Origin of the sequence: Flavobacterium lindanitolerans, from assembly GCF_002846575.1 — a bacterium.
Taxonomy (GTDB): domain Bacteria; phylum Bacteroidota; class Bacteroidia; order Flavobacteriales; family Flavobacteriaceae; genus Flavobacterium; species Flavobacterium lindanitolerans.
Genome location: NZ_PJND01000011.1, coordinates 55,696 through 73,110, shown reverse-complemented (window position 1 = coordinate 73,110; position 17,415 = coordinate 55,696). Strand labels below are relative to the sequence as shown.

Below are 17,415 nucleotides of genomic sequence, written 5' to 3'. Positions count from 1 at the left end.
TATGAAAAAGCTAAATAAGTTTTTTTTAATGCTGTTTGCAAGTTCACTTTTTTTGGCTTCCTGTAGCAGCGATGACAATTCTCCAAATGTGTCATTAGGGCAGTATGACAATGGAGTATTTGTGGTAAATGAAGGAAATTCAACCATTACTACCAGTTCTATCACTTTTATCAGTAATTCAGGTGCTGTTGAACAGGATGTATTCAGAAATGTCAATCCGGGAGCAGCGGAGTTAGGAACCTACCTTCAGCCAATGTTCTTTGATAATACCAGAGCTTTTATCATTTCCGGTTCGGCCAATAAAATTACGGTCGTTAACCGTTATACTTTTGAATATATTGCAACTATCAGTACCAACCTGCAAAATCCTCGATTTGGAGCTGTAGCCAATGGCAAAGCCTATGTAACCAATGCTGCAGACTGGATGACAGGAACAGACGATTACTTAACGGTAATTAATCTTTCGGATTATTCTACGAGTACTAAAACCCTTGGGGTGTGGTCTGAACGTATTATTGAAGAAAATAATAAGCTGTATATCACTAACGGCTATGCTTATGGTGATGCTACTTCTGTTACTGTTTTCAATCCGGCAACCAATAATGTAGAGGCTACTATTCAGTTAGGATTCAATCCTAATTCTTTTGAAGAAGAAGATGGTATCTTATATGTTTTGGGTTCTGAAAAACTTGCAAAAATCAATCTGGCTACCAATATGGTTGTTGGAATCCCAATTACTGTGGCAGCATCAACTTCAGCAGGAGCCAAAAACCTGAATGTTGAAGACAATAAAATTTATTATACCGTTGATACAGCTGTTTACGCCATGGCGCTTAATGCAACTGTAGCTCCGTCTGCTCCATTGCTAACGTATGAATCCCAGTCAGAATACGGAAGAATGTACGGTTTTGCAGTAAACGATGGTAAGATTTATATTGCTGATGGAGGAGATTTTTCTTCAGACAGCAAGGCTTATATTTATTCAACAACAGGAAGTTTATTAAGCACAATTACAGTAGGAGTAGGACCAAACAGCTTTTATTTCAATTAAATATCAATTTTTTTTTAACTCAATTCCATGAAACAACTTTACGGCTTCCTTGCAGCCAGCTTATTATCTTTTACCGCATTGCCGGTTTTTGGACAATCTTTTAATGATGGTGTTTTTATCCTGAACGAAGGTGGCGCCGGTTCTAACAACGCTTCGGTTTCTTTTCTTTCTAATACTGGAAACCTGCAAAATAATATTTATGCAACTGTAAATCCTACAGTAGGGGCCCTTGGAGATACAGCCCAGAATATGGCTATTCATGGCGACTATGCTTATATTGTTTTGAATATTTCGAACACGATTAAGATTGTCAATAACCAGACATTTCAGCATGTAGCCACCATCAATACAGGACTTAATAACCCAAGATATATTGCTTTTAGTAACGGAAAAGCCTATGTAACCAACTGGGGAAGTGGAGGAAGTACAACAGATGATTATGTGGCAGTAATTAATCTTTCTACCAATACAATCGAAACGAATATTGCTTTGGCTGAAGGTGTTGAAAGAATTCTTGAAATAAACGGAAAAATTTATGTGGCCCACCAGGGAGGTTATGGTTACGGAAATACAGTTTCTGTAATTGACCCAACATCAAATACATTGGAACGCAACATTCAGGTAGGTGATGTTCCAAATTCGATGGTTGAAAAAGACGGGATTTTATATGTGCTTTGCGGAGGAAAACCAAGTTGGGCAGGAACTGAAACATTTGGTGCTTTAGTTAAAATAAATACCGAAACCCAAACGGTTATCGGACAGGTTGATTTTCCTCAGAAGCATCCATCGAATTTGAAAATTGATGGCAGCAATGTGTATTATAGTATTAATGCAGACGTTTTCAAAGCATCAATAGCAGATACAGCCGTGCCAGCTACACCTTTCTTTACATTGCCTCCGCAAAACCAATACGGAATTTACGGCATGGAAGTTATAAACAACAAAATATATGTTGGCGATGCCGTTAATTATGTTTCAGATGGTAAAGTATATGTTTACACAACAACAGACGGCACTTTGTCGAATACCTATACGGTAGGAAAGTTGCCAAATGGTTTTGTTAAGGCTGTTGACAGTAATCTGGGAACCGGAGAACATACAAAACAGAATATTGTGCTTTATCCTAATCCGGCAACCGACTATTTATATGTAAATACAGACAAGCAGGCTATGGTAAAAATGTATGATATGGCAGGAAGGTTGATAAAAAACCAGTCTTATACAACGTCCGGAGTTGGTATTTCGGAATTAAATCCGGGTATGTATGTTGTTGAAATCACAATTGATAATGCGACAAGCGTTCAGAAAATAATAAAAAGATAAGACCTGATGAAAAGAATCTTATCCCTGATGTCTATCATGGTTCTTTCTCCTGTTTTGGGACAATCGTATGCTCCGGAAGCAGGTGTGGCGGGCTCCACAGCTATGGAGCCAGACAGCCCGCTTTTTGTAGCCTGGGCTACTGGCATTACGGTTGAAAGAGGCTATGTCAACAAGGCTAATCCGAGCCTTGTTGTTTCCGGAAGCAACAGGGCTTCAGCAGGCGTTCCTCAAAACGCGCTAGGGCCTGCCAACGGAAGCGTCGTGTGTCTGGGAGATGAAGGCAGTGCAATCCTTACATTTGAATTGCCCATCATTAACGGACCGGGATTTGATTTTGCTGTTTTTGAAAACGGTGGTCCTTCTTTTTTAGAGTTAGGGTTTGTGGAAGTAAGTTCTGACGGGATCCATTTTTTTAGATTTCCGGCCCATAGCCAAACGCAAACCGCCACCCAGATAGGAACATTTGGAACACCGTCTGCACCTTACCTGAATAACCTTGCAGGGAAATACGGAAGCAAAGGAGTGCCTTTTGATTTGACAGACATCCCTGATAATGAGCTGTTGGACAAGAACAAAATCACGCATATAAAAGTAATAGATGTAGTAGGCTCGATAGACCCGCTATATGCTACTTATGACAGCTACGGTAATGCGGTAAACGATTCTTTTCCTACGCCGTTTAATTCGGGAGGATTTGATCTGGATGCTGTTGGCGTAATCCATCAGGTAACATTGGGTATTGGCGATAGTGCCAAAAAGAGAATAGCGCTCTATCCCAATCCGGCTTCAGAAAAATTCTATATCCAAAATTTGAAAGAAACCGCCAGAATAACAATCTATGACCTGTCTGGCAGGATTGTTTTTGAAAACAACATTCAGGAGGCAGAAGCTATTTCTGTTTCGGAATTAAATTCGGGCATTTATATTGTCGAAATAGCCACAGGAACAAAAAAGGTTAATGAACGGTTGGTTGTTAAATAATCACCATCGTTTGCAAATAAAAAAGGCTTCCAATCTGGAAGCCTTTTTTTGTATCGATTAAAATTTGAAAAAATCTTTAATTCCATCCGGAACCTTATCTATATACATTTCAGTACCAAATCGCTGCATCGACTTGCGGTCTTTGAAAGGTTCGAATGTTTTATCCGGCTGTTGCATTCTTCTTCTTCCTGCGTTTGTAATCTGTGAGATTGCCATGCTCAAAAGAGGTTCGGTAGGTTCGCCCAAAACTCCAAGGTCACCCAGGTTTTCAGGCTGAGGTGTAGGAGGAGATATTCCATTTTGATATTCTCCGAATCCTGCCGAGTTTACAATTTTGAAACAGATAGGCTGCATGGCATATTTATGGCGGTTTGAACGCCCTTGCTTTCCAAACGAAGGCGAATCATACAAGGTCACGGAACCCACATTTTTTCCAACCGTAACGTCTCCAATCTGAACAACCTCAATGTAAGGTTTCAGCCCGTTGATGACCAATTCACTGGAAGAAGCGGTGCTTTTTGAGGTGAGTATATACACTTTGGTCAGGTTCAGGCTGTTTATAGCGTTACCTCCAATACTGTTTGAGAATCGGTTGATGAGCTGTTCCGGGTCATTGTCATTAAAATAATCTTCAATCTTGGCGTTCCATTGCTGTTTTGCAAAAACCTGTCCGTTAAATTGGCCTGTAATCATACTCGCCAGATAAGTTGCAGATTTTACGGCACCTCCGGAATTGTATCTCAAATCCAAAACCAAATCAGTTACACCTTCGGCTCTGAATTGACCGAAAACAGCATTCAGGTTATTGTCATATTCGCCATAAAAACCATTGTACATCAAATAGCCTATTTTGTGCGTATCATAAGTTAAAACCTTATTGATGAGGATTGGGTTTTCAGCCAGGTCTGTTTTTGTCAATGCTACCGAACGGGAGTTTGGAGTAATGTTTCCGCTATCATAATCGGCTAAATTTAAAGTATAATTCTGCCCTGCAAGCAGTTCTCTGTAGTTATTGACATTTAACGGAGTTCCGTTTACGGCATAAAAAATATCGCCGCGTCGGATGTCTTTAGAAGAAGCATCAGAATTAGGAATGATATAGCGTACCCAGCCAAAAACTTCATCAGAACCTTCTGCTTTTCGCAACAGTTGGTAATCGACTCCGTTGTTTGCCGTATTTCCGCTAAGAACACCTTCCAAAACGGTATAATCGCTAAAAATTACGCTAAACCTGTCGGTATTCGGATAATTGTTTAATAGACTGTAGAATAAATCTTCCGGTGAGCTAAAACCATTAAGATATGCGTTTAATTCACCCTGATTGGCAAATCGGCTATCTGATAAATCCGTTACATCTGCCTGCCAGTAATAATATAAATTAAGGCCTTTCCAAATAAAATCGTTAATTTTTAATTCTTTTGGAACTTCAATGTCATCAAGGTCATCCTGACAAGCAAAGAAGCTTGAAATTCCGATGAATAAAAGGATTGCGAAAATAAAAGTCTTTTTCATAAACAGAATATCTTATAGGGATAGCAATATAATTAACGTAAATTTAGAGGTTTTAGTCTTAATTTCAATTTTTTCTTGTAACAAAAAATAAAGTGACTCGTCTTGATTATATAACCGACCAATTAAAAGTCAAAAATGAACCAATCTGAGTTTGTAAAAATAATAACTCCGTTTAAGGATAAAGTCTTTAGGCTGGCCAAGCGTCTGCTTGTTAGTACGGAGGAAGCAGAAGATGCAACTCAGGAAGTTTTGGTCAAGCTTTGGGACAAAAAAAACGGGTTGGATAAGTATAACAGTGTTGAAGCTTTTGCCATGACAATTACAAAAAATTATTGTCTGGACCAGCTAAAATCGAAAAGAGCCGGAAATCTGCAGATTGTACATAATAATTATACAGACGGACAGGCCGGAATGCAAAAACAGCTTGAAGACCGGGATAGTTTAGGATGGGTCGAGAAAATTATCAACGGACTTCCGGAACAACAACGAATGATAGTTCAGTTTAGAGATGTCGAACAATATGAATTTGAAGAAATTGCCAAAATGATGGATATGAATGAAACCGCAGTGCGAGTTGCGCTTTCAAGAGCAAGGAAGACGATTAGAGAATTTATGACAAAAACACACAATTATGGAATTGGATAGAATAGAAATATTATTAGAAAAATACTTTGAGGGAGAAACCTCTATTGCCGAAGAAAACGAGTTAAAAGCTTATTTTTCATCTGCAGATGTTGCGCAGCATTTGGAGCATTACAAGGCAATGTTTGGTTATTTCTCTTCAGCAAAAGAGCAAAAGTTTGAGCAGCAGATACCGCTAAAATCTAAAAAACTACAGGTAGCGTGGCTGTCGGTTGCAGCATCAGTTGTGATTTTGTTGGGCATGTTTACATTTTACAACCGAAACATCAGTCAGAGCGAGGATTTAGGTACCTATAATGATCCTGAAAAAGCGTTTGAAGAAACGCAAAAAGCCCTGAACCTGTTGTCAAAGAATGTGAATGTAGGCGTTGAAAGTATGCAATATGTTAATGAGTACCAACAATCAAAAAACTTAATATTTAAAAATTAGAAAAAATGACAAGACTTATAATTACCCTGGCTTTAGCCTTAGTTCCAACTTTATTTTTTGGACAATCAGCCTTTGACAAATTTGACGGACAAGATGATATCACTTCTGTAGTGATAAACAAAAAAGCATTTGAAATGCTGGGAGAAATCAAACCGGACGTAAAACAAAAAGATGCAGCAAAATATATGAAGATGGCCAACAATATTGATAACTTCAAATTGTTTTCTACTTCAAGTATTAAAAAAGCTGCAGAAATGAAATCTGCATTCGATTCATACCGTAAAAAAGAAGGTCTGGAAGAACTGGTAAGAGTAAACGATGAAGGAAAGAATGTAATGATTTACATGAAATCAGGGAAAAGTTCCTCTAAAGTAAAAGAATTGCTTATGTTTATCGACGGAGGAGATAAAAAAGGCGACGAAACAGTCTTGATTTCCCTAATAGGAGACATTGATCTGGCAAGTCTGGACGGTTTGTCAAAATAAGAAATGCATACAAAAATCAATAAATACAACTAAAATGAAGAAGTTTTTAATAACAGCAATCCTAGCAATAATGCCGCTTAGCTTTTTTGCGCAGTCCGCTTTTGACAAGTATGACGGCCTTGAAGGAGTAACAGCAGTCATCGTAAACAAAAAGATGTTTGAGATGATGGGAAACGTCAAGTCGAATGACAAAGAGGCTCAACAATATATGAATCTGGTCAAAAAGCTTGACAACCTGAGGGTATTCGTTACCTCGAGTCCAAAGGTAACGTCTGATATGAAACTGACTTCTGACAAGTATCTTAAATCTGCAGCCCTGGAAGAACTCATGAGAGTTAACGATGGAGGAAAAAATATCAAGATTTATGTCAAGTCCGGAGGTTCTTCCACCAGAGTAAAAGAACTGTTAATGTTCATTGAAGGCGGCGGCAAGGATGAGACAGTCCTGATGTCTTTAAAAGGGGATTTTGACCTTAACGACGTATCAGCATTGACAGACAATCTTCCGGGTGGAGATGCATTGAAAAAAGGATTAAAAGGTCCTAAGGGACCAAAAGGACCGAAAGGCCCAAAATAAGATGAAAGCCATGAAAAAACTTGCAATAGTAGCGGCCTTGTGCCTTATGTTATGGAGCTGCAATTCAGAACCGACCTTACAGCAGTATTTTGTTAAAAACTCAGAATCGAAAGATTTTATTGCCCTTGACCTTACGACGGATATATTGAGACTGAACAAGTCCGAGATTTCTGCAGAAGAAAACGCAGCGCTGGAAACTTTAAAAAAGATGAACATTCTGGCCTATCAGGCAGATGCAAAAAATCCGGCGAAGTTTGAAGCAGAACGTGCTAAAATCAAGAATATCCTGAAGAACGAGAAATATCAGGAGCTTATTAAGGTCAATTCCGGGAAAGAAGGCGGTGCCGTCTATTTTGTAGGTGAAGAAGATAAGATTGATGAGTTTGTGCTTTTCGCGAATAAAAACGATGCAGGATTTGCAATAGTCAGAGTATTGGGCAAAAACATGTCACCAAACTCCATAATGACAATGCTTTCTGTATTGAATAAGGCAAATCTGGATATTGAACAGTTAAAGCCGTTACAAAAAATGATTCCGAATTAGATTAGGTTGTTACAGTTAGTTATAAAAGCGTCCGGTTTTGGGCGCTTTTATTTTTTACGGAATTCCTGCCGGAAATATTTAAAAGGAACCAACAGCATTCCGAAACATTCCCCATCTTCTTTACCGATGTGCTTGTGGTGCATTTTATGTGCCCGCCTTACAGCTCTGGCATAGGGATTATCTGTGTTTCGGAAAAGTTTAAATCTTTGGTGGATAAAAATGTCATGTACCAAAAAATAAGCACAGCCGTAAACAAAAATTCCTAACCCTATAGCCAGTCCTATTTCAAGAATATCGTTTTGCCATAAAAGAAAAAAGATAATGCTGATAACTGCATAGATGATAAAAAAAGCATCATTCCTCTCAAACCACGAATCGTGGTCTTTTTTATGATGGTCTGCATGCAGTTTCCATAAAAAACCGTGCATGATGTATTTATGGCTAAACCAGGCCATGAATTCCATGATGCAGAAAGTAAGGACAAAAACAATCAGGTGGAGCCACATACTACAGGTTATAAAATGTTTAACTTATAATTGAAATAGCATCTGGCAAAAAGGCTCAGCTTTTCATAATCGGGAACCCGTATGCGTGTAGTTCGGATTTTAGCCGAAGGTGTTTTCTTTAGCTTGTGCAGTAACTTTTTATAATAGACATAAGCAGTATAAACACCCAGTTTGGCTTCGATAGGCAATTTTATAATGCCTTCGTAACCATCTTTAAAATCGGCTTCGATTTCTTCTATGATTTGTTTTTTTGATGCTTCATCCAGTTTTTCCAGATTGGCATTAGGGAAGTAGGTACGGTTCAGGTTTTCAAAATCGTCTTTCAGGTCCCGCAGAAAATTTACTTTTTGAAAGGCAGAACCCAGTCTCATTGCACTCTGCTTTAATTCTTCATATTTTGAAGTATCTCCTTTTACGAATACCTTTAAACACATTAGTCCTACAACATCCGCAGACCCATAAATATAGTTGTGGTATTCGTCCTTGTTATCGCATCCTGTTTTGGTTAGGTCCCATCGCATGCTTTCCAAAAAAGTTTTGACAAGGTCAACTGGGATATCGTATTTTCTGACCGTATGCTGAAATGAGTTTAATATCGGGTTAAGGCTGATGCCGTCTTGCAACGCACGATAAAAATCCTGCTCAAAAGAATCAAATAGTTTTTCCTTGTCATAGTCATGAAAGCTGTCTACAATTTCATCCGCAAATCGTACAAAACCATAAATATTGTAGATATCCTGTCGTATAGTTGGCGAAAGCATTTTTACGGCAGAAGAAAAGGAAGTGCTGTAAGCTTTGGTCACACACTTACTGGAATCAAAGGAAATTTGGTCAAAAATAGCTTTCATAGGGGTAAGGTTTTTAGCAATTTTAAGATTTGTTCTTCTGAATCAGTTCCGAAACCAATTTTCCTGAAATTAAAGCAGGAGGAACACCGGGACCCGGAACCGTCAGTTGGCCTGTAAAATATAGATTATTGACTTTTTTGCTTTTAAGTTTGGGCCTTAAAAAAGCGGTCTGTAAAAGCGTATTAGCCAGTCCATATGCGTTTCCTTTAAAGGAATTGTACTCTTTTACAAAATCATTGATGCAAAAGGATTCCTTAAATATAACATTATTTTGGATGCTTTGTCCGGTAATCCTTTCAAAACGTTCCATGATTTTATTAAAATAAACATTTCTTAACTCCTCAGTATCAGTTATTCCGGGAGCCAGAGGAATCAGGAATATTCCGGCTTCTTTTCCGTCAGGTGCCGCATTCTTGTCGGTTTTTGATGGGAAGCTGGCATAAAACAAAGGCTCTTCCGGCCATTTCGGGTCATCATATATAGCTTCTGCATGTTTGTCAAAATTCACATCAAAAAACAGCGTATGGTGTTCTACATTGGCTATTTTTTTGTCAAACCCTACATAAAACAGCAGACTGGATGGGGCAAATGTTTTCTTATTCCAATATTCTTCAGTATAAACCCGGTATTTTTGAGGCAAAAGGGTTTCTGTATGATGGTAATCGGCACCACTTACAATGATGTCGGCTTCTGTTTTAGTTCCGTTTAAAATAAGCCCTTCTGCTATTCCGTCTTTAACAATAATTTCATCTATAACAGCGTCCGTCTTTATTATTACACCTAGTTCTTCTGCCAGTTTTTGCATGGCTTCGACTACGGCATACATTCCATTTTTTGGATGCCAGGTTCCAAGCCCGAAATCTGCAAAATTCATAAAACTATAGAACGATGGCGTGTCTGAAGGCTTGGCTCCTAAAAACAAAACAGGAAATTCGAGTATCTGTACAAGTTTTCTGTTTTTAAAACGCTTCCTGACATCTTTTGAAATATTGCCAAAAAATTGCCCCACTTTCATCATGGTTTCGGGAGTTATCAGTTCCAAAGGTGAAACTCCGGGACGGTAGACCAAATTTTTTATGGCTATGTCATAATTGCTCTGAGCCTCAGAAATAAATTCCTTTAGTTTTTGCGAACTGCCTTTTTCTGTATTTTCAAACGTTGCGGCTATTTCATCGAGATTGTCGGCAATGGTAATGCTGTCTTTCTCTCCAAAATATACTTTATAGGCAGGTGATAGCTTCGACAATTCATAATAGTCTGAAGGCTTTTTTCCAAAATCTGCAAAGAACCTCTCAAAAACATCGGGCATCCAATACCATGTTGGTCCCATGTCAAATGTAAAACCGTCTTTTATTAATTGCCTTGCACGTCCTCCTGTTGTCGCATTCTTTTCATAAATGGTAACAGAGTGGCCCTGTTTTGCCAAATAGCAGGATGCTGCCAGGGCAGAAAAGCCGGAACCTATGATTTTGATGTTTTTGCTCATATTGTTTAACAAATATAGTAAAATGATAAACAAAATTTAGTTTTTAAGAAATAATTATAGTTTGTTTAGGGCGTGTTGTAAAGTAGTAAATACGGAAATTTTTTGATTAAGGTTTTCCGTAGGGATATAGTGCGTCATTTTTCCCAAAACCCAAAATTCTGAATGACCGCTGCTCAAAATTTCTTGTTGTATTTTCTCAAGATATTCCGGAATGGTGTCTGCTTCGGGGAACGTAGTCCAATAAGACAGGAACACTATAGTATCAAAATGGGTAGCCAATCCTTTTAAGTTTTCAATAGCGATAGATTGTCCCAGATAAACGGTCTGATAACCGCGTGAAAGGATTTCATAGTTGAGATACATCAGTCCGAGTTCCTGGATTTCATTTTGCGGCAGATACAGTACAAAGATTTTTTCATTTTTGGACGGGTCCGGCAATTGTAACTGTTCGGTGTTGCTTAATAGTTTTTGCCTGATTAGATAACTGATGAAATGTTCGTGGGCAGGTGTAATTGTTCCGGTTTGCCAAAGCATTCCAATTTCATTTAGCAGCGGAATGAACAATTCTTTAAAAATTTCTCCGAACGATTTTGTTACAAGAAGGTTTTCATAGGTGGTATTAAACAGTCTTTGGTCAAAATCCATCATGGCCATCTTGAAGGAGCTGATAACCTGACTGTTAATATTTTTGTCGGAAATGATTTCACTCACAAGCTGCGGAATCTTTTCAGGAGGGAATTTTGAGATTTTGGATATTTTATAGCCGTGGCTGTGCAGAAGCGTAATGTTGAGCAGTTTCTGTAGGTTTTCAGTATCGTATAGCCTGATATTTGATACGGTACGCATGGGTTTCAGTATATTATACCTTTTTTCCCAGATACGTATGGTATGGGCTTTTATGCCGGATAAATTTTCCAGGTCCTTAATGCTAAAAGTACTTTTACTGCTGTTCATCGTTTTTTAGAGTTGATTAAACAAAAATAATGAAATAAATCAGCATTGGAAATACGATAAAGGATATAAAAAAACGCAACCTATGTTTTAGATTGCGTTTTTAGGATTTCTGCTGCGATGATTTATCGGTTACTGTTTACGGAATTTGTGATATTCGGGTTCGCGTCAATTTCCTCTTGCGGAATTTTAAGCTCAAACCTTTTATCGTCTGCGGTCAGATTGATATGTGTTCTGTGGTTTCCGGTACGTGTAATGCCACGCAGCAGACGTTTTGCATCAAACCATTCGATACCGTTCTCCCCGTAAAATTCTTTTCTTCGTTCCGTTAGGATAAGTTCAAAAAGAGCATTACCTGAAGCTGTTGAAGCTTGCGCCTGATTATCTCTGTTTAAACGGATGGCATCCAGCAGTTCGCGTGCCCTGCTTTCGTTCCCCAAATGATATTCGGCTTCGGCTTCAATCAAAATCAATTCCGGATAACGGATGACAGGGATATCGGCATCAAACGTAAACTTGAATTTTGAAGTTACAAATTCCTGCCAGTCGCCAACAGGCGCATTATAAAGATTTGAAAATAAATTTCTGACATCTGTTCCGGAAAACAGGTTGACAAAATCATCATTAATAAATGTTCCGTGATAGGCTACGGCAACATGGTCCATCATAGCATGCGGGTGTGACATGTAATAAGCGCTCTGGTCTGCGGTTTGTGGCAATGCCCATAACCATTCTCTGGCATTAAAATCATTAAAACCTTTGGAATAGCTTGCCGCATCCAAAACGGCACTGGTGTTTCCACCATAGGCTTCATGGGCAGTTGTTTTTGCATTATTCCAATCTCCGGTATATTGATATACCTGGGCCAAAAAAGCCTGTGCAACCTGTTTATTAATATACGATTTGTCAATTCGTTCTTCAGACAAGCCGGCGACTGCCGTTTCTAAATCGGATAAAATCTGACCGAAAAATTCAGCTTTTGTCGACATTCCTTTTCCTTCAGAAGTAGGCTCTGTATAAATAGGAGGGAATTGCAGGTTTTTAGGTGACTGGTAGGCATCGCCAAATTCCAGGGCCAGTTGGAAATAATAAAATCCTCTCAATGCTAATGCCTGCGATTTGGTTTCCCTTTTGTCCTGTTCCGAAAGCTGGCTGCTTGATTCTATTCCTTTAATCAGATTGTTCAATTGGTCAATAATCTTATACGAAAATCTCCAGGTGAAATTGGGGCGTGTGTAAGTTGCTTCCCGGTTTTGGAAATCGTAGTCGTCGCCAAACCAAATCTGTTTCTGGATTAACGATTCGCCCCTAACGCTTCTTGCAAAATAAACAGACTGCAAGCCGGCTGCTTCATTGTTTAGAAACTGGCCGCGGTTCAATCGAAGGATTCCTGCAATAAAAGCATCGACACCTGCGCGATTGCTGAAAATAACATCAGGAGTGACATTATTTGTAGGTTTAGGCTCATCTAAGAAATCGGAAGAACATCCGGTCTGCAAAAGACTTGCAGATAGAAGAACGAGTAAAATATATGTTTTTTTCATGTCTTTAGGTGTTAAAAATTAAGGTTGAATCCTAATGTCACGGTTCTTGAAAGCGGCGACCTGAAATTGGTTGTTCCGTTAATGCTTTGTTCCGGGTCGATTCCTTTATGCGATTGGAATGTCAGCAGGTTGTCTGCCTGAAGATAAATCCTTGCCTGATTAATTTTCAGTTTATGAATACTTTCAATTGGAAGGCTGTATCCTAACGTCAGCGCTTTCAATCTCACATAATCATTTTTGTACAGGAATCGGGTGGAAGCCGCCGCAAAATTATTGGTCGAGTTGAGCAATACCGGAATATTGGTAATATCACCCGGTTTTGTCCAGCGGTTTTCAATATCGGGTGAGCTTTGCCTTCCTCTTGAAATACCACCCATCAGGGCTGCATAATCGGAATCATAGACATAGGAGCCCAAACTGAAATTGAACAAGGCACTTACATCAAATCTTTTGAACTGTACTGAATTCGTAATACCTCCAATGATTGCAGGAAGGGCCGATTTGTTGTAATATCTTGTTGCTTCGTCATAATTTTTAGTCGTTTCTTTTCCGGTAACATTTCCGTTGGCATCAACCACATCCTTATACCACATAGCATAACCGTCATTCGGGTCGACACCGGCATAGTCTCTCAGATAAAAATCATAAAGCGAGCGTCCTACTTCCCAACGATTCAGGCCTGTGATAAAAGAATCCTGCGTCAGTTCCGTAATCTTGTTTCGGTCTAAAGAAAAATTCAGATTCGTATCCCACGAGAAGTTATCGGTTTTGATGTTATGTGATGTAAGGCTAACCTCCAGACCGTAATTTCTTAGAGAACCTGCATTGGTCAATACGCTTGTATTTCCGGTTGATGACGGAATCGGAACATTGTACAAAAGGTCGATTGAACTCTTGTTGTAATAATCTACAGAACCTTCCAGTTGGCTGTTGAAAAGGCTGAAATCCAGTCCAATGTTGAACGATGCCGTTTTTTCCCAGGTCAGGTTTTTATCAACACGGTCGCCTAGCAAAACGCCGGGATTTTCCAGTTGGCTGAAACCTGTTTCAAAACTCTGGATATACGGGAAATAGGAAGAAGTCTGGTTATTACCCAATTCACCATAAGAACCTCTTAATTTCAGAAGATTGACCACGTTACTGTCTTTTAAGAAATTCTCATCCGAAATAATCCAGGAAGCTCCAACTGAATAGAAATTACCCCAACGCACCTCCTGTGAAAATCGGGAAGAACCGTCTCTTCTATAGGAAGCTTCCAGAAAGTATTTGTTTGCAAAATCGTAACTCACTCTTCCTAAGAAACTGTTTAAACGGTCTTCCAAAACATAACCATCTACAGATTCAGGAGTAGTTCCGCCGCCTATAACCGTTACGCCCGGCAAAAATCCGGTCGATGAAGCTGCAAACAGGTCATTTTTGGATTGATAGGCTTCGTAAATTACGTCAACACCAACAGAATGGTCTCCAAAATTATTGTCATAGCGTAATGCATTGATGAAATTTATGGTTTTTGTGCTGGTCTTTTCACGGCTCACTCTTCCATTGACGCTTGATGCCTGCCCGTAAACAGAGTTCATATATTCTTTGGCATCATAATTATAATCCTCATACGCCAGATTGGTTTTGAAGGAAAGCTTATCCGTCAGTAAAAACTTGGCATATCCGTTAAGATTTACATTGCTTCTGTTGTTGCGGTTCTGGTCTTTATAAAGCGAACCTACAGCATTGTCGCCACTCATTAAAGGACGTACTCCGTTCACCAATTGCGTTGTGTTTCCGTAGTCAAAAATATTTCCTGATACAAGACTGCCGTCTGGATTTCGTCTGTAGACAGGGTATACGCTTGGCATGGCATAAATCCAACTCATGGCGCTGGTAAAGGAAGTGCCGGATTGCACAGGAAAGTTTTGTCGTGAGGCCGAATAGGCAACATTGCTTCCCACTTCAAGCCAGTCGTTTACTTTAGTATCAACATTTAATCGGAATGTGGAACGTTCAAACTTCGAGGTTTTGACCAATCCGTCCTGATTCAGGTAATTTCCGGATAAGAAGTAGGTGGTATTTTCACTACCGCCGCTCACATTGAAATTGTACTCATTCCTAAAGCTTTGGTTCCGGAACAGTTCGTCCTTCCAATTCGTTTCCCAGTTTAATTGGGCATTCGGATTTAATTGTCCGTTCGAATCGATAATGTTTGAAACATTGTATGGATTGTATCCCAAAGCGCTAACCAATCCTGAAGCCGCATTGCTGGCTGCATTTTCAGGAGTTTGCCCCTGAACATACTGATAGGTGTTTTTTCGGGCTTCCCATAAATATTTTACATAGTCATTAGTGCCTAAAACTTCATGGGTTTTTACCGCATCACCGGAGATTCCCGAAGAAACCCTGAAACTTACCTGCGGCAGGGAATTTCTCTTGCCTGATTTTGTCTTGATGACAATAACGCCGTTGGCTCCACGGGAACCGTATAAAGCGGTTGACGCTGCATCTTTCAGGACGTTCATAGATTCAATCTGGTCGGAACTGATGGAATTGATGTTTCCGTTAAAAGGAACACCGTCTACAATAATCAGCGGAGAAGCGGAGGCGTTTATTGAGCCGATTCCCCTCACGCGTATTGTTGGACTTTCACCCGGCTGACCGCTGGAATTAATAACGCTGACACCCGGAACAGAACCTTGTAAGGCAGAAATTACAGAAGTGGCCTGCTGCTTTTCTAAAACCTCACTGCTCACTTTTCCAATGGCACCCACAACCGCACGTTGTTTTTGGGTTCCGTAGGCAACGATTACAATTTCGTCCAAACCAACACTTTCGTCCAAAAGCTGTACCGTCAGATTGGATTGGCTGCCTACTTTAATTTCTCGGGTTTTGTATCCCAGGAAGGTGAAAACAAGAATGTCTTCCGGGGTCGCTTTGATGGTGAATTTTCCATCGAAATCGGTTTGGGTTCCCAGTGTCGTATTTTTTACCGCTATGGTAACGCCGGGCAGCGAAAGACTGTTCGCATCAGTAACATATCCGGAAATTTCCTTTTCCTGCGCTGCTGCTATTAGCGCATTGAGAAGCAAAAATCCGAATAGAATTTTTGATAGTTTACTCTTCATTTTTAAAAGATTTGATTAATTTTAGCAGCATACACTTATACGTATCGTTTTTTAGCTGCTATAAAAAACGGCACAAAAAAAGGAGGCTCGCACAAGCCTCCTTTGTTTTATACAAAGTCGAGGTCTTACGATTTTATGAAATATTCATGCACCAATAATTCATTGATGCGCTATACATTGAAGTACTGTTTGTACAGCAGGTTGTGGCTTTATGCCAACAATTTTTACATAGCATCATGCATTCTAAAAAGCCAAAAAAGTTTTTAGATTTTGAAGTTGGGTTTTTGCTGATGTTTGTAAACTGATTCATTGGGTAGATTTTATTATTTGATTGGTATCAAATTTTTAGTCCGTATTTCTGTGGCAAATGTATTTAATAAAACACTTTAATTCTGTAAAACACATCAAAATCAGTATGTTTTTCTTTTTAATCTATTTTTAATAGTATTTTTGTATAGTTTTGTATTGGACTTTTTATCCAAAATAGAAAATCATACTATGATAACATTAGATGCAACCGACAGAAAATTGCTGCTGGAACTCCAAAAAGATGCAAAACAATCTATAAAACAGCTGGCAGAGAAGGTAAACCTGTCAATTACTCCGGTTCATGAGCGAATCAAAAAGTTGGAATCTGCAGGTGTCATTCAGAATTATGCTGCCGTAATCGACCCCAAAGCTTTGGGAAAAAAATTATTGGTGTATTGCCAGGTAACGCTTGTGAGGCATCAGGAATCGCTTTTTGAAGAATTTGAATCGTATGTTTTAGGACTTGATGAGGTTTTGGAAGCATCCTATATAGCCGGTACTTATGATTTTCTCCTAAAACTTTTACTGGATGATATGGAAGATTATCAGAATTTCGCCGTACATAAAATCTCAAAACTTGAAATTATTTCCAATATCAAAAGTGCTTTTGTTATCAGGAGCATTAAAGAAAGTTCCGTAATCAACTGTTTGTAGATCAGTGGAAAAGGTAGCTTTTCCGCGGGCTTGACCTTACAGAATAGATATTGTTGATATTTAAATCAAATTTATCCATGTATATATTTATATGTTTCTATATGTTTTGTAATTTTGTAACAGATTTACCAAATGATAGTTATCATAATTGCTATGATGGATAACAAAAAAATAGAGAAAATATCTAAAGCCCTGAGCGATGTGAGCAGAATTGCTATTTTGCAGCAATTCAAAAAAAAGCATGATGGTGTTTACTGTGCCGAGTTTAATGATATGCTCGACCTTACACAGCCTTCTGTTTCGCACCACCTCAAGCAATTGGTAGATGCTGACCTTCTTATTCCTGAAAAAGAAGGAAGAAACCTAAAATATTCGCTCAACCAAAAAGTACTTGACGAGTATATCGCCAGCCTCAACAACCTGAAAGGCTAGCTTTGCCTGCTTACAAAATTTTTTAACCTT

17 protein-coding genes are annotated in these 17,415 nt (G+C 39.0%); 10 read left to right on the top strand and 7 right to left on the bottom strand.

Annotation, left to right across the window (positions count from 1 at the left end; genetic code table 11):
• Position 1 precedes the first annotated feature (1 nt).
• The 3 genes from B0G92_RS15795 to B0G92_RS15785 are packed head-to-tail and all read left to right on the top strand — an operon-like array spanning position 2 to position 3,355.
• Positions 2-1,051, top strand: coding sequence for a YncE family protein (locus tag B0G92_RS15795; protein WP_245867918.1), 1,050 nt, complete (start codon positions 2-4; stop codon positions 1,049-1,051).
• A 27-nt stretch (positions 1,052-1,078) separates the two neighbouring features.
• Complete coding sequence (locus B0G92_RS15790) at positions 1,079-2,374, top strand: T9SS type A sorting domain-containing protein (RefSeq protein WP_101472955.1); 1,296 nt, start codon at positions 1,079-1,081, stop codon at positions 2,372-2,374.
• A 6-nt stretch (positions 2,375-2,380) separates the two neighbouring features.
• Positions 2,381-3,355 carry a T9SS type A sorting domain-containing protein gene (locus tag B0G92_RS15785; RefSeq protein WP_101472954.1) on the top strand — a complete coding sequence of 325 codons (975 nt, stop codon included), beginning with the start codon at positions 2,381-2,383 and terminating at the stop codon, positions 3,353-3,355.
• Between the two features lie 57 nt (positions 3,356-3,412).
• Here the strand turns inward: B0G92_RS15785 and B0G92_RS15780 are convergent, their stop codons facing one another.
• Positions 3,413-4,867 carry a S41 family peptidase gene (locus tag B0G92_RS15780; protein ID WP_101472953.1) on the bottom strand — a complete coding sequence of 485 codons (1,455 nt, stop codon included), beginning with the start codon at positions 4,865-4,867 and terminating at the stop codon, positions 3,413-3,415.
• A gap of 135 nt (positions 4,868-5,002) precedes the next feature.
• On the opposite strand from B0G92_RS15780, the gene B0G92_RS15775 reads away from it, so the two are divergent.
• The 5 genes from B0G92_RS15775 to B0G92_RS15755 are packed head-to-tail and all read left to right on the top strand — an operon-like array spanning position 5,003 to position 7,545.
• Positions 5,003-5,512 carry an RNA polymerase sigma factor gene (locus B0G92_RS15775; RefSeq protein WP_101472952.1) on the top strand — a complete coding sequence of 170 codons (510 nt, stop codon included), beginning with the start codon at positions 5,003-5,005 and terminating at the stop codon, positions 5,510-5,512.
• Positions 5,499-5,939: a hypothetical protein gene (locus B0G92_RS15770; RefSeq protein ID WP_056072737.1), complete on the top strand. Its 441-nt coding sequence runs from the start codon at positions 5,499-5,501 to the stop codon at positions 5,937-5,939. The genes B0G92_RS15775 and B0G92_RS15770 overlap by 14 nt, the downstream gene beginning before the upstream one ends.
• 5 nt (positions 5,940-5,944) lie before the next feature.
• Positions 5,945-6,424, top strand: a complete 480-nt coding sequence (locus B0G92_RS15765; protein ID WP_056072735.1) for a DUF4252 domain-containing protein — start codon at positions 5,945-5,947, stop codon at positions 6,422-6,424.
• A gap of 34 nt (positions 6,425-6,458) precedes the next feature.
• Complete coding sequence (locus B0G92_RS15760; protein WP_101472951.1) at positions 6,459-7,001, top strand: DUF4252 domain-containing protein; 543 nt, start codon at positions 6,459-6,461, stop codon at positions 6,999-7,001.
• A 10-nt stretch (positions 7,002-7,011) separates the two neighbouring features.
• Positions 7,012-7,545 carry a DUF4252 domain-containing protein gene (locus B0G92_RS15755; protein WP_101472983.1) on the top strand — a complete coding sequence of 178 codons (534 nt, stop codon included), beginning with the start codon at positions 7,012-7,014 and terminating at the stop codon, positions 7,543-7,545.
• Between the two features lie 47 nt (positions 7,546-7,592).
• Here the strand turns inward: B0G92_RS15755 and B0G92_RS15750 are convergent, their stop codons facing one another.
• The 6 genes from B0G92_RS15750 to B0G92_RS15725 form a co-directional block, all read right to left on the bottom strand.
• Positions 7,593-8,051, bottom strand: a complete 459-nt coding sequence (locus B0G92_RS15750; RefSeq protein ID WP_056072726.1) for a sterol desaturase family protein — start codon at positions 8,049-8,051, stop codon at positions 7,593-7,595.
• Between the two features lie 8 nt (positions 8,052-8,059).
• The gene (locus B0G92_RS15745) at positions 8,060-8,899 is read right to left on the bottom strand and encodes a phytoene/squalene synthase family protein (protein WP_101472950.1); all 840 of its coding nucleotides are present in this window, start codon (positions 8,897-8,899) and stop codon (positions 8,060-8,062) included.
• Between the two features lie 22 nt (positions 8,900-8,921).
• On the bottom strand, positions 8,922-10,385 hold the full coding sequence (locus B0G92_RS15740) for a phytoene desaturase family protein (RefSeq protein ID WP_101472949.1): 1,464 nt from the start codon (positions 10,383-10,385) through the stop codon (positions 8,922-8,924).
• A 54-nt stretch (positions 10,386-10,439) separates the two neighbouring features.
• Complete coding sequence (locus B0G92_RS15735; RefSeq protein WP_101472948.1) at positions 10,440-11,339, bottom strand: MerR family transcriptional regulator; 900 nt, start codon at positions 11,337-11,339, stop codon at positions 10,440-10,442.
• Positions 11,340-11,461: 122 nt separating this feature from the next.
• Complete coding sequence (locus B0G92_RS15730; RefSeq protein ID WP_101472947.1) at positions 11,462-12,880, bottom strand: RagB/SusD family nutrient uptake outer membrane protein; 1,419 nt, start codon at positions 12,878-12,880, stop codon at positions 11,462-11,464.
• A gap of 11 nt (positions 12,881-12,891) precedes the next feature.
• Positions 12,892-15,990 carry a SusC/RagA family TonB-linked outer membrane protein gene (locus tag B0G92_RS15725; RefSeq protein WP_101472946.1) on the bottom strand — a complete coding sequence of 1,033 codons (3,099 nt, stop codon included), beginning with the start codon at positions 15,988-15,990 and terminating at the stop codon, positions 12,892-12,894.
• Between the two features lie 498 nt (positions 15,991-16,488).
• On the opposite strand from B0G92_RS15725, the gene B0G92_RS15720 reads away from it, so the two are divergent.
• Positions 16,489-16,953, top strand: coding sequence for an Lrp/AsnC family transcriptional regulator (locus B0G92_RS15720; RefSeq protein WP_101472945.1), 465 nt, complete (start codon positions 16,489-16,491; stop codon positions 16,951-16,953).
• A 132-nt stretch (positions 16,954-17,085) separates the two neighbouring features.
• Entirely contained in the window at positions 17,086-17,385 is a 300-nt protein-coding gene (locus tag B0G92_RS15715) for an ArsR/SmtB family transcription factor (protein ID WP_245867914.1), read from the top strand.
• Positions 17,386-17,415: the final 30 nt, after the last annotated feature.

Coding starts and splice junctions, on each gene's coding strand:
- B0G92_RS15720 (WP_101472945.1), top strand. CDS start 16,489: ATGATAACATTAGATGCAACCGACAGAAAATTGCTGCTGGAACTCCAA.
- B0G92_RS15715 (WP_245867914.1), top strand. CDS start 17,086: ATGATAGTTATCATAATTGCTATGATGGATAACAAAAAAATAGAGAAA.
- B0G92_RS15735 (WP_101472948.1), bottom strand. CDS start 11,339: ATGAACAGCAGTAAAAGTACTTTTAGCATTAAGGACCTGGAAAATTTA.
- B0G92_RS15760 (WP_101472951.1), top strand. CDS start 6,459: ATGAAGAAGTTTTTAATAACAGCAATCCTAGCAATAATGCCGCTTAGC.
- B0G92_RS15725 (WP_101472946.1), bottom strand. CDS start 15,990: ATGAAGAGTAAACTATCAAAAATTCTATTCGGATTTTTGCTTCTCAAT.
- B0G92_RS15740 (WP_101472949.1), bottom strand. CDS start 10,385: ATGAGCAAAAACATCAAAATCATAGGTTCCGGCTTTTCTGCCCTGGCA.
- B0G92_RS15795 (WP_245867918.1), top strand. CDS start 2: ATGAAAAAGCTAAATAAGTTTTTTTTAATGCTGTTTGCAAGTTCACTT.
- B0G92_RS15775 (WP_101472952.1), top strand. CDS start 5,003: ATGAACCAATCTGAGTTTGTAAAAATAATAACTCCGTTTAAGGATAAA.
- B0G92_RS15745 (WP_101472950.1), bottom strand. CDS start 8,899: ATGAAAGCTATTTTTGACCAAATTTCCTTTGATTCCAGTAAGTGTGTG.
- B0G92_RS15790 (WP_101472955.1), top strand. CDS start 1,079: ATGAAACAACTTTACGGCTTCCTTGCAGCCAGCTTATTATCTTTTACC.
- B0G92_RS15785 (WP_101472954.1), top strand. CDS start 2,381: ATGAAAAGAATCTTATCCCTGATGTCTATCATGGTTCTTTCTCCTGTT.
- B0G92_RS15755 (WP_101472983.1), top strand. CDS start 7,012: ATGAAAAAACTTGCAATAGTAGCGGCCTTGTGCCTTATGTTATGGAGC.
- B0G92_RS15765 (WP_056072735.1), top strand. CDS start 5,945: ATGACAAGACTTATAATTACCCTGGCTTTAGCCTTAGTTCCAACTTTA.
- B0G92_RS15770 (WP_056072737.1), top strand. CDS start 5,499: ATGGAATTGGATAGAATAGAAATATTATTAGAAAAATACTTTGAGGGA.
- B0G92_RS15730 (WP_101472947.1), bottom strand. CDS start 12,880: ATGAAAAAAACATATATTTTACTCGTTCTTCTATCTGCAAGTCTTTTG.
- B0G92_RS15750 (WP_056072726.1), bottom strand. CDS start 8,051: ATGTGGCTCCACCTGATTGTTTTTGTCCTTACTTTCTGCATCATGGAA.
- B0G92_RS15780 (WP_101472953.1), bottom strand. CDS start 4,867: ATGAAAAAGACTTTTATTTTCGCAATCCTTTTATTCATCGGAATTTCA.